General features: G+C 69.9%; 13 protein-coding genes. 6 read left to right on the forward strand and 7 right to left on the reverse strand.

Going from position 1 to position 14,150, the window contains the following annotated elements; genetic code table 11:
- Window positions 1–2: 2 nt before the first annotated feature.
- From JJL56_RS08655 to JJL56_RS08670, 4 genes are all read right to left on the reverse strand, one after another.
- Window positions 3–809, reverse strand: coding sequence for a polysaccharide deacetylase family protein (locus JJL56_RS08655; RefSeq protein WP_211111788.1), 807 nt, complete (start codon window positions 807–809; stop codon window positions 3–5).
- Between the two features lie 189 nt (window positions 810–998).
- On the reverse strand, window positions 999–2,156 hold the full coding sequence (locus JJL56_RS08660) for a glycosyltransferase family protein (protein ID WP_200484912.1): 1,158 nt from the start codon (window positions 2,154–2,156) through the stop codon (window positions 999–1,001).
- Between the two features lie 6 nt (window positions 2,157–2,162).
- Window positions 2,163–2,618 carry a cyclic nucleotide-binding domain-containing protein gene (locus tag JJL56_RS08665; RefSeq protein ID WP_145623199.1) on the reverse strand — a complete coding sequence of 152 codons (456 nt, stop codon included), beginning with the start codon at window positions 2,616–2,618 and terminating at the stop codon, window positions 2,163–2,165.
- A 28-nt stretch (window positions 2,619–2,646) separates the two neighbouring features.
- Complete coding sequence (locus tag JJL56_RS08670; RefSeq protein WP_145623200.1) at window positions 2,647–5,286, reverse strand: ABC transporter ATP-binding protein; 2,640 nt, start codon at window positions 5,284–5,286, stop codon at window positions 2,647–2,649.
- Window positions 5,287–5,479: 193 nt separating this feature from the next.
- Here JJL56_RS08670 and JJL56_RS08675 point away from each other — a divergent pair, with 193 nt between their 5' ends.
- The 5 genes from JJL56_RS08675 to JJL56_RS08695 are packed head-to-tail and all read left to right on the forward strand — an operon-like array spanning window position 5,480 to window position 10,817.
- On the forward strand, window positions 5,480–6,712 hold the full coding sequence (locus JJL56_RS08675) for a glycosyltransferase family protein (RefSeq protein WP_200484913.1): 1,233 nt from the start codon (window positions 5,480–5,482) through the stop codon (window positions 6,710–6,712).
- Window positions 6,709–7,983 (forward strand): glycosyltransferase, encoded by a 1,275-nt coding sequence (locus JJL56_RS08680; protein ID WP_200484914.1) that lies wholly within the window; start codon window positions 6,709–6,711, stop codon window positions 7,981–7,983. Before JJL56_RS08675 ends, JJL56_RS08680 begins: the two co-directional genes overlap by 4 nt.
- Window positions 7,984–8,024: 41 nt before the next feature.
- The gene (locus JJL56_RS08685) at window positions 8,025–9,005 is read left to right on the forward strand and encodes a sensor domain-containing diguanylate cyclase (RefSeq protein ID WP_200484915.1); all 981 of its coding nucleotides are present in this window, start codon (window positions 8,025–8,027) and stop codon (window positions 9,003–9,005) included.
- Between the two features lie 31 nt (window positions 9,006–9,036).
- Complete coding sequence (locus JJL56_RS08690; protein ID WP_200484916.1) at window positions 9,037–10,236, forward strand: glycosyltransferase family 4 protein; 1,200 nt, start codon at window positions 9,037–9,039, stop codon at window positions 10,234–10,236.
- On the forward strand, window positions 10,233–10,817 hold the full coding sequence (locus tag JJL56_RS08695) for a histidine phosphatase family protein (RefSeq protein ID WP_145623205.1): 585 nt from the start codon (window positions 10,233–10,235) through the stop codon (window positions 10,815–10,817). The genes JJL56_RS08690 and JJL56_RS08695 overlap by 4 nt, the downstream gene beginning before the upstream one ends.
- A 9-nt stretch (window positions 10,818–10,826) precedes the next feature.
- Here the strand turns inward: JJL56_RS08695 and xth are convergent, their stop codons facing one another.
- Window positions 10,827–11,621, reverse strand: coding sequence for an exodeoxyribonuclease III (gene xth, locus JJL56_RS08700; RefSeq protein ID WP_145623206.1), 795 nt, complete (start codon window positions 11,619–11,621; stop codon window positions 10,827–10,829).
- A gap of 28 nt (window positions 11,622–11,649) precedes the next feature.
- On the reverse strand, window positions 11,650–12,333 hold the full coding sequence (locus JJL56_RS08705; protein WP_145623207.1) for a fumarylacetoacetate hydrolase family protein: 684 nt from the start codon (window positions 12,331–12,333) through the stop codon (window positions 11,650–11,652).
- A 398-nt stretch (window positions 12,334–12,731) separates the two neighbouring features.
- Here JJL56_RS08705 and JJL56_RS08710 point away from each other — a divergent pair, with 398 nt between their 5' ends.
- Complete coding sequence (locus JJL56_RS08710) at window positions 12,732–13,226, forward strand: MarR family winged helix-turn-helix transcriptional regulator (protein ID WP_014238979.1); 495 nt, start codon at window positions 12,732–12,734, stop codon at window positions 13,224–13,226.
- Window positions 13,227–13,314: 88 nt separating this feature from the next.
- Here the strand turns inward: JJL56_RS08710 and JJL56_RS08715 are convergent, their stop codons facing one another.
- A complete protein-coding gene (locus tag JJL56_RS08715; RefSeq protein WP_200484917.1) occupies window positions 13,315–14,076 on the reverse strand; it encodes a gamma-glutamyl-gamma-aminobutyrate hydrolase family protein in 762 nt (253 codons plus the stop codon).
- Window positions 14,077–14,150: the final 74 nt, after the last annotated feature.

Here is a 14,150-nt window from a genome sequence, read left to right on the forward strand (position 1 = left end):
TCTCAGCGAAGTCCTTCTGCGGCGAACAGGGTCTCAGCAGCCAGCCAGCGGACCGCCGGATGACGGCGGGTCGCGGTCAGGAAACGCGCGGTGAAGGCCCAGGTTTCAACGTCCATCGCCAAATGATGCGTCAACAGGCCGGTCGGCTCCTCCGCGTCCACCGCGCCCAGCCGCCGGGCACGCAGATGGGCGACCGCCATGCCCAGCGACTCCGCGTCGCCCATGAAGCGCTTGCCGTCCTTCCAGGCCACCGGGTCGATGTGTGTATTGACACACATCATGTTGACGGTTGACACACGTCGCGGCCCGAAAACCGACAGGCCGGCGAAGCCCGCGCCGGGCAGACCCGCCGCGACGCCGGGCGCGATGCGGTTCCACGGCGGCACCAAGACGGGCAGGGCGCGTGGCCCGAACCGGCGGTCCAGCACGGCCCGTCCCTCGGCCAGCTCCGCCAGCACGGCGGCGGCAGGCCGGTCCGCGCCAAGCTCCGCCTTCTTCGCGGGGGGAGCGGCATGGTCGGTGTGCGACCAGCCGTGCTGAAGCACCGTGACGGTGGGGGCCGCGTCCACAACGGGGACGAGAGCGTCCGTGACGCCCGCCGGGATGACCGCCAGGGCCAACGGCGCGCCGGTTTCGATGGACAGGGCGATCATCCGGTCGAGGTCGGGCGTCGGCGCGACGGCATCGTCGTCGCGCCACCAGAGAGTGGCGGTGCGCCCGGCGGAAGCCCAGGCGTCCAGCTCGGCGGTCAACGCGTCCCAACCGGCGCGCGGCGGGCTGTCGGAAGGGGCGGTTGCGGTCACGGTCATCGCCTGTTCTGTTCCCTCTCCCCTCCGGGGAGAGGGTTAGGGTGAGGGGGTTGCGCTTTTGCCGGACATACCGCCTTGCGCAACCCCCTCACCCTCCTCTCTCCGGAGGGGAGAGGGTTAGAAGGACAGCGAACGCGGTGACCGTCAGCATGGCCCCCGCACCGGAAAAATCCAAGCGTCTTGATTGGCTTAGCGACTGTTGCCTTGGCGGTAGGCCACCGCGTCCAGCAGCAGACGGGCTGTGGCGGCGGCGCCGTCGAGGCGCAGCGGGATGGCCGGCGGCGGGGGCAGGGCGAGCGCCTTCGCCAGGCCCGCGGCCAGGGTCTCCGGGGTCAGGGTGGCCTCGTCGACCACGGCCAGACGGCCCCGCTGCTCCAGCAGGCGGGCACGGGTGGCCTGCTCGGTCTCGCTGCCCGCGGCGAAGGGGACGACCACCGCCCGGCAGCCGGCCTGAAGCACGTCGAGCACGGTGTTGTAGCCGGCCTGGCTGATCGACAGACGGCAGCGGCGGAGCAGGGCGGGAAAGTCGGGCCGCGCCCGCTCCACGATGGCGCCCGGCGGGGCCGCGGCGACGAGCGCGCGGAAGTCCTCCTCCAGCACGTCCGGCCCGGCCAGCAGGCGCCATGGTGCGTCAAGTCCGGCCGGAGTTGACGCACGCACCGCCAGCGCCGCCCGCAGCAGCGGCAGGCCGACCGCCCCGCCGCCCACCGACACGATCACCTCATCCGTGCCGTCCGTCGATTCGGTGTCCGCGCCCTGCGGGGCCGCGACATAGCCGGTGTAGCGGATGCGGCCGGCGATCCGCGCCGCGGCGGGGAAGGTCGCCGCGAAGGGGATCAATTGCGGGTCGCCATGGACCAGCACATGGTCGAACAGCCGTTCCACCGTCGAAACGGTTTCCTCCAGCCGCTCCGGCTTGGCCTTGGTCACCAGGATGTCGCGCACCGAAGCGGCGGTGACCGCCCCGCCGGCTTTCGCGGCCTCCAGCAGCGGCAGAAGCTCGAACCGGAAGGCGCGGCGTCCGAAGGGGAAGGATTCGACCAGCAGCGCATCGGGCCGCACCCGGTCATGGGTGGCCAGAACCGCGGCGCGGCGCCGGGCCCGCCAGTCGTCGTCGATGGGCCGGTCGTGCTCGTCCAGCAGGGTCTTGAAGCCGCTGTCGGCGGCGCGGGCGGGGGGAAGCTGGACGATCTCCGCTGCCGGGCCGTAATCGATCCCCGGCACCGGATGCCCGCCGCGCAGCACCGTGACGGCGACGCCGGCCTCGGTCAGCCCGCGGGCGATCAGCGCGGCGCGCCGGTCGTGCCCGATGCCCAGCAGATGCTGGACATGGAAAAGAACATGCATGAGTTGTCAGACCGCCTGGGCGGCCAGCACCTCGCGCAGGCGCGCGGTCGTCTGCTCCAGGCGGTGGGCCAGGGAGCGCATGATCTCCAGCCCCATCTGCGGGAAGTCGGCGACCATCTGAAGGAAATGGTCCTTCGGCACGCACAGCGCCTCCAGGTCGGTGCTGGCGCGGACGGTGGCGGTGCGCGGCACGTCGCACAGGATGGCGATCTCGCCGACGATCTCGTTGGACCCCAGCGTCGCGACGGCCAGCGGCCCGCCGGGGCCGGTCACGATCACCTCGGCCTCCCCGCGCAGCAGGATGTAGGCGCAGGTGCCCATCTCGTCCTGCTCGAACAGGATGTCGCCCGACCGGAAGCTCAACCGTTCGCTGGTAAAGGCGAGAAGCTTGAGCTTGGCAGTGTCGATGTTGGCGAACAGGGGAATCCTGCGCAGGCAATTGACTTCTTCGGCGATGCTCATGCCGTCTGCCTCCTCAACGCCGCCGGCTTTATTCGGCGGTCACCAATTCATGCAACAACGTACCGGGCCTGTTCAACTCGTCGAAGCGCCCATGTTCGGCGATTCGCCCGTCCTTCATTACAATGACTCGCTCGAACGCCCGTGCCAAGCCGGCGCGGTGCAGAACCCACACAAGACCACATCCTTTGCGTTCCCCCATGATCGCGGAATGCACCTTCGTCTGGCTGCTGGTGTCCAGGCCGCTGGTCGCCTCGCTCAGCACCAGCAGGTCCGGGCGCTTCAGCAGGGCGCGGGCCAGCGCCGCCTTCTGGCGCTGCGCCGCGGACAGGCGCGACCCGGCGACCCCCACGGGATGGTCCAGCCCGACCTCCACGATGGTGTCGCGCAGGTGAAGCTGGTCGACCAGCTCCGCCACGATGCGGCCCACCTTGGATTGCACCTGCGCCTGCCCGTAGACCATCTTGCCGAACAGGATGTTGTCCTGGATGCTGGCCGCGGCGTTGTAGGCCTCCGGGTCGAAGAAGGCGACGGCGTGCTTCAGGTCCGCCGGCAGGTCGCTGGCGAAGAGGTGCCGCGCCTCCAGGAGCTTCTTCTCCAGGTCCGGGGTCATCAGACCCAGACGGTGGCGGGCGCCGATCAGCTTGAAGGGCAGGGTCATCAGCCGCGTCCGCTCCTCGGGCCGCAGCGTGCCCAGACCCTCCTTCGCGGTGCGCGCCAGGATGCCCTGATACTCCGGCAGCTCGGCGAAGCCGATGAAGGAGAAGCGTTCGAAGAACTCGTGGCCGGGTGGCAGGCCGGCGAACAGCTCGACCATGGTTTCCGCCACCTTGTGGCCGGTCTCCAGGATGGTGTCGGTCAGCCCCACCTTGTCCAGCACATGCAGCATGTAGGGGTTGGAGGCCAGCGCGTCGGTCTGGAAGATCGGGCCGACCGGCGTGCCGAACAGCAGATTCTCCGCCAGCGTGGCGTTCGCGGCGTAGCGGTCGGGGTCGAAGCGCTCCACCAGCCGCCCCAGGTCCGGGTTGTTCAGCATCGTAGCGCGCATGGCGTCGCGCGCCTCCAGCACGCGGGCGGCCACGTCGGGGCGCCGCTCCGGATCGACGGTGCGGTTGAGGCCCATGCCGTACACGTCGTCCTGAAGCGATACCATCGTCACCACGCGCAGGATGCGGGTCTTCAGATCCTCCGGCCCGTCGCAGCCGGCGGCGGCGTAGTCGATCCAGTCGGCGTCCACGTCGTCGGTGGCGTTGCCGGACAGCACCGACTCGGTCATCCGCTTCTTGCGCCGCTCCGCGGCTTCCTCACTGCCGCCGTTCTCGCGCAGCGGCCGGTGGCGCAGCCCATAGACGAGGTTGTCGTAGAGCGAGGCCGAGAACAGGTAGGGGGTGGCGCCGACATAGGCGGCGCGCCGCCCGGTCACGCTTTCCGGCAGCTCTGCATAGTCACGCTCGCCCAGCCGGATCTGGCCCGACGAGGGCAGCAGCACGCGGGCGGCGAGCTGCGCCAGCTCGTCCCGCCCGGAGCCGACGCCGATCAGCGCTGTGTGGCCGTCCAGCGGGATGTCGCAGGTCACCCCCTCCAGGATGGGCGAGCCGCCGTCCTCCCCGAACGCGACGTTGCGGAAGGACAGGCTGCCCTTGAACGGGACGTCCTCCTCCTCGCGCAGCAGGCGTTCGGCCAGCAGGTCGGGGACGTGGAACTGCTCCACCACCTGCTCGTACTTGATCCGGTTGTCCTCCTTCTGCTGGTACCAGTCGAGAAGCTCCTTCCAAGGGGCGGCCAAGTCCTTGTAGGCGGCCAGCACCGCGACCAGCGCGCCGAAGGACAGCTGGCCGTGGATCACCAGATATCCGCCGATCGAATAGAAAAAGAACGGGGTCAGCTGGTTTATGAAGTTGTTCAGGAATTTGACAAAAAACTTTCTTTGGTAAATCTCGAAACGGATGCGGTACACGTCGCCCAGGCGGTGGCTGAGATCGGCGAGATGCCAGGACGCGGTGTTGTGGGTGTGCACCTCCTGGATGCCGGACACCGTCTCGCCGATGCGGTCGGCGATCTGGCGCATGGCACGTACGCGCTGTTTGCCAAGCTGATTGACCTTGCGCTGCAGCCGTGGGATGAGCCAGCCTTGGAACGGGTACAGCGACACCGCCGCTGCCCCCAGAACCGGGTCCTGAACGAAGATGAAGGCGATGTAGACCAGCAGGGTGCCGCCCTGGAACACCGGGATGGCGATGGCGTCCCCGATGAAGCCGCCCAGCGGCTCCACCTCCGCCGTGATCATGGGGATGATCTCCCCGGGCGACATCTTGCGGAAGCGGGGCAGGGGGAAGCGCAGGACGCGAACGTACAGCTCGTACCGCAGGCGGCGCAGCATCCGCTCGCCCAGCCGGCCCTTGTAGGTGTTGATGACGTACTTGAACGCGCCGTTGACCAGCACCAAAGTCAGGAACAGTCCGCATAGGACGAACAGATAGCTGACCTGATCGAGATGGAAGCCTAGGAAGGACTCCGGCAGCTTCTTCCCGGCGATCGCCTCGTTGACGATCCGCTTCGGTAGGTCGAGCGAGGCGTAGAGGAACGGAAAGGACGCCAGGGTCATCAGGGTCAGGACGATCTGCTGACGGACGCTGTGCCGAAGGATGAATCGGAAAATGCTGGATTCCATAGCGCCATTCTACGCAAGGGGACGCCGGTGCCGGGAGCAGGCAGAAACCTTACCCCCTCTGCCGTCTGGCCGCTGGGACTATGGTTCGCCTGCACGCGGTCTGCCGCCAGCGTGACGGCGGCATGACGCACACCCGTTCATCGGCCAAGCCGCGGCCGGACACAAGAGGCCAATCGGGAGAGGTAGGAACTTCATGAGCGAACGTCCGACCTCGGGCCGCGTGCTCATCTACAGCCATGACACGTTCGGCCTTGGCCATCTGCGCCGCTGCCGGGCCATCGCCCATGCGCTGGTGGAACGCTACAGCAACCTGTCCGTGCTGATCCTGTCCGGCTCGCCCATCGTCGGCAGCTTCGACTTCCGCACGCGGGTGGATTTCGTGCGCATCCCCGGCGTCATCAAGCTGCGCAACGGGGAATACACGGCGCTGAACCTGCATCTGGACATCGACGAGATCCTGTCCATGCGGGCCTCGCTGATCCGCCACACGGCGGAGATCTACCAGCCCGACCTGTTCATCGTGGACAAGGAACCGCTCGGCCTGCGCGGCGAGGTGCGGGAGACGCTGGAGCTTCTGAAGGGCCGCGGCGTGCCGCTGGTTCTGGGCCTGCGCGACGTGATGGACGAGCCGGCCCTGCTCGCCCCGGAGTGGGAGCGCAAGAAGGTCCTGCCGGCGCTGGAGAACCTGTACGACGAGATCTGGGCCTACGGCCTGCCGCAGATCTGCGACCCGCTGGAGGGGATCGAGGTCCCGCAGTCGGTGCGCGACAAGATGGTCTATACCGGCTACCTGCACCGCACCGTGCCCCCGGCGGTCCCGCACGGTCCCGGTCTGCCGGACGAACCCTACATCCTGGTCACCCCCGGCGGCGGCGGCGACGGCGAGGCGCTGGTCGACTGGGTGCTGCGCGCCTACGAGAGCGATCCCGGCATCCCCTACCGTGCCGTGCTGGTGTTCGGCCCCTTCATGCAGCCGGACCTCCAGGCCGAGTTCCTGGCCCGCGCCGAGGCCCTGCCCAACGTCGAGGCCACCGCCTTCGAGGCGCGGATCGAGCGGCTGATGCAGGGCGCGGTCGGGGTGGTCGCCATGGGCGGCTACAACACCTTCTGCGAGATCCTGTCCTTCGACAAGAAGGCCCTGATCGTCCCGCGCGAGGTGCCGCGGCGCGAGCAGACCATCCGCGCCGCCCGCGCGCAGGAGCTGGGTCTGGTCTCCGTCCTGATGGACGACGGGGTGCGCGACGCCGCGGCGATGGCGGCGGCGCTGCGGCGGCTGCCCTGGCAGGCGCCGCCCTCCTCGGTCGTGGTGCCGGGCCTGCTCGGCGGGTTGGAGAGCGTCAACCGCCTGTCGGCGCGCTACCTTCCGGAGCCGTCCTCCGAACCCTGCGCCACGGAACGCCAGATGGCCGCCGGGGACGCCGCGTGACCGTTGCCGTCATCGTCAAGGGCTGGCCCCGCCTGTCGGAAACCTTCATCGCGCAGGAGATTCTGGGGCTGGAACGGCGGGGATTGCGTCAACTGATCGTCAGCTTGCGTCAACCGACCGACAAGGCGGTGCACGAGCTGAACCGCCGCGTCACCGCCCCGGTGACCTATCTGCCTGAATATCTGCGCGACGCGCCCGCCCGCGTGCTGCGCGCGCTGGCGGCGGTGCGGCGGCGTCCCGGCTGGCCGGCGGCGCGGGCCGCCTGGCTGGCCGACCTGCGGCGCGACCCCAGCCGCAACCGCGTGCGCCGCTTCGGCCAGGCCTGCGTGCTGGCGGCGGAACTGCCGGCGGACGTCACCTGGCTGCACACCCATTTCCTGCACACGCCGGCCAGCGTCGCGCGCTACGCGGCGCTGCTGACCGGCCTGCCCTGGAGCTTTTCCGCCCACGCCAAGGACATCTGGACCTCGCCGGACTGGGACCTGCGGGACAAGCTGGCGGAGGCGCGCTGGGGCGTCACCTGCACCGCGCTCGGCCTCGCCCGCCTGCGCGCCCTGGCGCCGGAACCGGAACGGGTGGATCTGCTTTACCACGGCCTGGACTTCAGCCGCTTCCCCGCCCCGCCGGACGCGCGCCCGGCGCGCGACGGGTGCGACCCCGCCGATCCGGTGCGGCTGCTGTCGGTCGGGCGGGCGGTGGAGAAGAAGGGCTTCGACCTGCTGCTCGACGCGCTGGCGCGCCTGCCCGCCGGGCTGCACTGGCGCTGGACCCACATCGGCGGCGGCGACCGGCTGGCGGCGCTGAAGGCGCAGGCGGCGGCGCTGGGGCTGGAGGGGCGGATCGACTGGCAGGGGGCGAAGGCCCAGGACGCGGTGATCGCCCAGTACCGCCGCGCCGACCTGTTCGTCCTGCCCTGCCGCACCGCCCGCGACGGCGACCGCGACGGGCTGCCCAACGTGCTGATGGAGGCGCAGAGCCAGGGGTTGGCCTGCCTGTCCACCCGCGCCGCCGCGGTGGCCGAGCTGATCGAGGATGGGGTCACCGGCACGCTGGTGGACCCCGAAGACCCCGCCGCGCTGGGCGGCGCGCTCGAATCGCTGATCCGCGACCCGGCCCGCCGTGCGGCGCTGGCGGCGGCGGGTGCCGCGCGGGTGCGGCGCGATTTCGGCAGCGACTCGGGCATCGACCGGCTGCATGACCGTTTCACAACCGGAAATAGACGGTCGTCCTTTATGCCATTTGGGGGATGCTGTGCGTTGCACGGCGGCTGATGACGGGATAGAGTGCGGCTTTGCTCCACCTCTGCGACGTCATGTCGACTCTGTCCGCCTTCTCCGAACCGGAAATCCTTTCCTTCATCGACTTCGACGACGACAGCGATGCCGTGGCGACCAGCCACGAGCTGTCGCTGACGCGCAGCAAGCTGGGCGACATGCTCGACCTGCTGCCCGCCGGGCTGTTGATCCATCAGGAAATGGGCATCGTCTTCGCCAACCAGGAGGCGGCGCGCATCCTGGGCCAGAGCGGCGATGCCCTGGTCGGGCGCCATTTCCTAGACTTCGTCGAGGAGTCGGGCATCGACGACCAGCGGGGCGCCTTCCTGCGCTGCCTGCGCGAGCGGGAGCTGGTGCGGTCCCAGGACGGGGTGATGGTGTCCACGGATGGGCAGCGCACCTGCGTCCAGGTCAGCATGTCGCCCCTGCCCTGGGACGGGTTGCCGGTCATCTACGTCCTCATCAACGACGTGACGGCTCTGAAGGAGTCGGAGGAGCGGCTGCGCCGGCTCTCGATCACCGACTCGCTGACCGGCGTGTCCAACCGCCGCCATTTCGTCGAAGCGGCGGAGCAGGAGCTGGCCTGCGCCCGCCGCTATGGCCGGCCGGTTACGCTGCTGATGCTCGACCTCGACCATTTCAAGAGCATCAACGACACCCACGGCCACGCCGTGGGAGACGAGGCGCTGCGGACCTTCACCGCCGCCTGCCGCGCCCTGCTGCGGGAGAACGACCTGCTGGGCCGCACCGGCGGCGAGGAGTTTGCCATCCTGCTGCCGGAAACCGACGTCGCCGGTGCGCGCATGGTGGCGGAGCGCATCCGTCGCCGCACGGCGGAGCTGGCGGTACCGGCGGGAGTCGAGACGGTGCGCTTCACCGTGTCGATCGGCGTGGCCTGCTGCGCCGCCGGGACGCGCGACGTGGACGCCATGTTGTCCAGCGCGGACGAGGCGCTGTACCGCGCCAAGGCCGCCGGACGGAACCGGGTCGTCTGCGCGCGGGAACCGACCCCGTTCTGAGCGTCCTTCCCTTCACGTCACCGGGGCCGCGATGCGCATCGCCTTCTACGCCCCGCTGAAATCCCCGACCCACCCGGTGCCCTCGGGCGACCGGCGCATGGCCCGGCTGCTGATGGCCGCGCTGGAGGCGGCCGGGCACAGGGTGACGCTGGCCTGCACGTTGCGCAGCTGGGACGATGGGCGCCGTCCGGGCCGGGCGGAGCGTCTGGCCGCGCTGGGGACCCGCTGCGCCGACCGCCTGACGGCGCGCTGGCGGGACGATCCGCCGGACCTTTGGTTCACCTACCACCTGTACCACAAGGCGTCGGACTGGATCGGCCCGGCGGTCAGCCGTCGCTTCGGCATCCCCTATGTGGTGGCGGAGGCGTCCTTCGCGGCCAAGCGCGCCACCGGCCCCTTCGCCGCCGGCCACCGCGCCGCGGAGGCGGCGATCCGGCAGGCGGCGGCGGTCATCAACCTCGCCGGCCACGACGCCGAGGGGGTGCTGCCACTGCTCGGGTCGCCGGACCGGCTGGTGCGGCTGCGGCCCTTCCTCGACACGCGTCCCTTCGCGGCCGCCGCCACGGAGCGCGACCGGCACCGGGCGGCGCTGGCTGAACTCTATGGCTTGAACCCGGACGTCCCGTGGCTGCTGGCCGTCGGCATGATGCGCGGCGGTGACAAGGAACGCTCCTACGAGATCCTGGCGCAAGCCCTCTCTCCCTCCCCCGCCCAGCGGGGGAGGGCCGGGGTGGGGGCGAGTCCGCATCTGCTGATCGCCGGCGACGGTCCCGCGCGTTCCCGGATCGAGACATTGTTCGGGGGAGGCGCACTTGCCCCCACCCCAACCCTCCCCCGCTTCGCAGGGGAGGGAGTCTTGTTCCTCGGCCAGCAAAGTTCGGACGCCCTCACCGCCCTCTACGCCGCCGCCGACCTGATGGTCTGGCCAGCGGTGAACGAAGCCTACGGCATGGCCCTGCTGGAGGCCCAGGCCGCCGGGCTGCCAGTCGTTGCGGGACGCACGGGAGGGGTGCCGGACGTGGTGCGCGACGGGGTGACCGGCCTGTTGCCTCCCGTGGGCGACGCGGAGGCCTTCGCCGCCGCCGTCAGGGCGCTGCTCGACGACCCTGGGAAACGCCGCCGCTTCGGGGAGGCCGCGCGCCGCATCGCCGTCGAGGAACACGATCTGTCCATCGCGGTGGAGGCGCTGGACGCGGTGGTCCGGCGCGCCGCGCGGAAAGGGAACGCATGACCGACCTCATCATCCTGCGGCACGGGCCGACCGCCTGGAACGCCGCGCACCGTCTCCAGGGCGGCATCGACGAGCCGTTGTCCGACGAGGGCCGCGCCCGAGTCGGGACCTGGAGGCTGCCGCCGGACGTGCTGGGCTACCGTTGGGTCGCCAGCCCGAAGCGGCGGGCCTGGGAGACGGCCCGGCTGCTCGGCCTCGACCCGGCGCCGGAACCGCGTCTGGTCGAGATGAGCTGGGGGGTGTGGGAAGGCCGCCTGCTGGAGGAGTTGCGGTCGAGCGGCGCCCTGACCGCGGACCGCGAACGGATGGGCCTCGACTTCCGGGCGCCGGGCGGGGAAAGCCCGCGCGACGTGCAGAACCGGCTGATCCCCTGGCTGGCCGAGGTCGGTGCTGGGGGCGTGCCGACCGGGGCGGTGGCCCACAACGGGGTAATGCGGGCGCTCTACGCGCTGGCCACCGGCTGGGACATGGTGGGCAAGCCCGCCCACCGCCTGACCGACAGCTGCGCCCACCGCTTCCGGGTCGCGGAGGACGGGACGCCGTCGGTCGTAGCGATGAACGTGCCGCTGACGGCGCCGTGACTCAGCGCATCACAACGCGAGATCGACCATCACCGGAACATGGTCGGACGGCTTGGGCTCCCAACCGCGGGCCTCGCGCAGGACGCGGTGGCCGGTCAGCGCGTCCTTCAGCGGCGGGGTGACCCAGATGTGGTCCAGCCGCCGGCCGCGGTCGGAAGCCGCCCAGTCCTTCGCCCGGTAGCTCCACCACGTGTAAAGCTTTTCCGTGGGCGGAACGAAATGGCGCAGCGCGTCGACCCAGCCGATGGACGCCTGCATCGCCGTCAGCTTCGCCACCTCCACCGGCGTGTGGGAAACGATCTTCAGAAGCTCCTTGTGGCTCCAGACATCGTTCTCCAGCGGCGCGATGTTCAGGTCGCCGACCATGACCATGCGGCGGTCCGGGCTGCGCCGGGTCGTCCACCACTCGGTCATTTCGTCCACGAACTGAAGTTTGTGGGCGAACTTGTCGTTCTGTTCCGGGTCCGGAATGTCCCCGCCCGCCGGGATGTAGACGCTGTGCAGCTCGATCCCGCCGGGCAGTTCGGCGAAGACGTGGCGGCAGTCCTGCTTGCCGCACCAGTGCTGCACGTCGCGCGACGCGAAGGGCAGCTTCGACAGGATGGCGACGCCGTTGTAGCTCTTCATCCCGTGGATGTGGGCGTGGACGTATCCCTTCTCGGCCAGCGGGGCCATGGGGAAGTCCACGTCGACGACCTTGGTCTCCTGAAGGCAGATGACGTCCGGCTGCGTCTCGTCGATGAGGCGCAGCAGCAGGTCCATCCGCATGCGGACGGAGTTGATGTTCCAGGTGGCGATGCGCATCGTCCGGCGGTCCGTTCCTCTCGTGGCGTCAGGCGATGGTGACGGCGATGGAGCCGACGCCCTCGACCGCACCCTCCAGCCGGTCGCCGGCGACCACCGGGCCGACGCCCTCCGGCGTGCCGGTGTAGATCAGGTCGCCCGGCTGAAGCTCGACCAGACCCGACAGGTAGGAAATCGTTTCGGACACGGTCCAGATCAGGTCCGACAGGTCGCCCTTCTGGCGCGGCTCGCCATTGACCGACAGCGTCACCGCCCCCTTGTCGGGATGGCCGATGTCGGCGGCGCGGCGCAGCGTTCCGCAGGGGGCGGACTGGTCGAAGCCCTTGCCCATGTCCCAGGGCTTGCCTTCCTTCTTCGCCGCGTTCTGCAGGTCGCGGCGGGTCATGTCCAGCCCCACGCCATAGCCGTAGACATGGTCCAGCGCGCGCTCCACCGGGATGTCGCGCCCGCCGGTGCCGATGGCCACGACCAGCTCGATCTCATGGTGCAGGTTGGCGGTCCGGGGCGGGTAGGGGATGGCGGTGCCGTCGGCGACGATGGCGTCGGCGGGCTTCATGAAGAAGAACGGCGGCTCGCGGTCCGGATCGGCGCCCATCTCACGGGCATGGGCGGCGTAGTTGCGGCCGACGCAGTAGATGCGGCGGACCGGGAACGGATCGCCGCCGGCGACCGGAACGGTGGGCTGGGGCCACAGGGGAATGGCGTAGGCCATGGCGCGCCTTTCTTTCGGAGGGGGTGCGGTTCGGGCAACCACCCTACCGGAAAGAGCATCAGAAAAAAGCCCCAGCCGTCGGGCCGGGGCTTTGGCGCGAAGACGCCCGGCCTGGGGGGGACCGGGCGTCGGAAGCTCCGTTGTTGGAGCCCGTCCGCGGCAGGGGAATGAACCGTCGACGGGCAACCGCGCCGGCATGCCTGTTTCCGGGGGGGCCGGTGTCAGGAGCGCGATCACTTCATAGGGCTAGAGGTGGAGCCGCTTCCGGGCGGAACCAATGCGTAACGGGAATAGGTGCTATGCATATGAGGCGGATTGTGTGGTTCTTGCTGACAAAATCGGCACCTGCCTGCATTTTACACGACCAATAGACTAGTCAATAAACGACGGCTTTCACGTTGACCGACATCGATCGCCCCACCCCCTCGGACCGGCGCACCCGCCAGCGTCCGAGCAAGACCGGAAAGATGGCCCTCGGCCCTCTGCCGGAGCTCGTCGGCTACAATCTGCGCAAGGCGCAGGTGGCCGTGTTCCAGAGCTTCCAGAACGCCGTGGCGCCCCACGACATGACGCCGGGGCAATTCGGCGTCCTGATCATGATCAAGGAGAACGAGGGCTTGTCGCAGTCCGACCTGGGCTCGGCGGTGGGCATCGACCGTTCGACCATGGTCGCGGTCATCGACCGGCTCGAGTCGCGCGGTCTGGTCATCCGGGCGCCCTCGCCCAACGACCGCCGCTCCTACGCGCTCCGCCTGTCCCCGGAAGGGGAGAAGTTGCTGGACGAGCTGATTCCGCGCATCCAGGCCCATGACAAGGCCATGGTGAAGGATCTCTCGGCCGAGGAGCAGGCGCAGCTCATCGACTTCCTCCGCCGCATCTCGCGGGCCGGCTGAAGCCGTTGGGGTAAGGGCGGCGTGCCCAATTCCTGGGCACGCGGCACTCGCCAATTGTTGACGTAATCTATTGTCCTGAAACCATCTTTCAGGAAAGGCGCCGCCGCGCCCGGTCGGCGGCGGCGCTTCCGAAGGCGCGCAGGATCGCCGCCGACAGCGGGTTCTCCCAGAACCGCCATTCCGGGTGCCACTGCACGGCCAAGGCGAAGGCCGGCGCCCCCGCCACCCGCACCGCCTCGACCAGCCCGTCCTCGGCCATCGCCTCCACGATCAGTCCATCGGCCAGCCGGTCGATCCCCTGCCCGTGCAGGGAGTTCACCGTGACCGCCGCGGCACCGCCGGCCAGCCCTTCCAGCACGCCGCCGGGGGTCAGCCTCACGCTGTGCGACGGCCCGTACTGCACGGCCAGCGGCGCCTCCTTGTCCTCGCGGTGGTTGGCGTAGCCCGGCACCTCGTGCACCCGCTGGTGCAGCGTGCCGCCCAGCGCCACGTTCAACTCCTGAAAGCCGCGGCAGATGCCCAGCAACGGAACGCCCATCTCCAGCGCGGCACGGATCAGCGGCAGGGTGGTGTCGTCGCGCTCGGGGTCGTGCAGAGTGCCCGGCTCGCTGGGCGACCCGCCGTAGCGGTGCGGTTCGACGTTCGACGGGCTTCCGGTGACCAGCAGCCCGTCGAGTTGCCCGGCCATGTCGTCCATGTCCAGCGCGGTCCCCAGCGCCGGGATCAGCAGCGGCATGCCGCCGGCCCCGTCCGACACCGCGCGGACATACTTGTCGCCGACGACGTGGAAGGGATGCTCGCCCATCATGCGGGTGCAGGCGGGAACGCCGATCAGCGGTTTGCGGTTCATGGCAATGAACTCCAGAAGGACCCTCCGAACCGCTCCGGACGGCGGCGGACACGCGATTATGCGCCCGCACCGCG

Origin of the sequence: Azospirillum aestuarii, assembly GCF_016632405.1 — a bacterium.
Classification (GTDB): Bacteria; Pseudomonadota; Alphaproteobacteria; order Azospirillales; family Azospirillaceae; genus Azospirillum; species Azospirillum aestuarii.

Excerpts from the sequence above, each read along its gene's own strand:
- JJL56_RS08705 (WP_145623207.1), bottom strand. The coding sequence starts at position 12,333 with ATGGCCTACGCCATTCCCCTGTGGCCCCAGCCCACCGTTCCGGTCGCC.
- xth (WP_145623206.1), bottom strand. The coding sequence starts at position 11,621 with ATGCGCATCGCCACCTGGAACATCAACTCCGTCCGCATGCGGATGGAC.
- JJL56_RS08695 (WP_145623205.1), top strand. The coding sequence starts at position 10,233 with ATGACCGACCTCATCATCCTGCGGCACGGGCCGACCGCCTGGAACGCC.
- JJL56_RS08655 (WP_211111788.1), bottom strand. The coding sequence starts at position 809 with ATGACCGTGACCGCAACCGCCCCTTCCGACAGCCCGCCGCGCGCCGGT.
- JJL56_RS08690 (WP_200484916.1), top strand. The coding sequence starts at position 9,037 with ATGCGCATCGCCTTCTACGCCCCGCTGAAATCCCCGACCCACCCGGTG.
- JJL56_RS08670 (WP_145623200.1), bottom strand. The coding sequence starts at position 5,286 with ATGGAATCCAGCATTTTCCGATTCATCCTTCGGCACAGCGTCCGTCAG.
- JJL56_RS08685 (WP_200484915.1), top strand. The coding sequence starts at position 8,025 with ATGTCGACTCTGTCCGCCTTCTCCGAACCGGAAATCCTTTCCTTCATC.
- JJL56_RS08660 (WP_200484912.1), bottom strand. The coding sequence starts at position 2,156 with ATGCATGTTCTTTTCCATGTCCAGCATCTGCTGGGCATCGGGCACGAC.
- JJL56_RS08665 (WP_145623199.1), bottom strand. The coding sequence starts at position 2,618 with ATGAGCATCGCCGAAGAAGTCAATTGCCTGCGCAGGATTCCCCTGTTC.
- JJL56_RS08675 (WP_200484913.1), top strand. The coding sequence starts at position 5,480 with ATGAGCGAACGTCCGACCTCGGGCCGCGTGCTCATCTACAGCCATGAC.
- JJL56_RS08715 (WP_200484917.1), bottom strand. The coding sequence starts at position 14,076 with ATGAACCGCAAACCGCTGATCGGCGTTCCCGCCTGCACCCGCATGATG.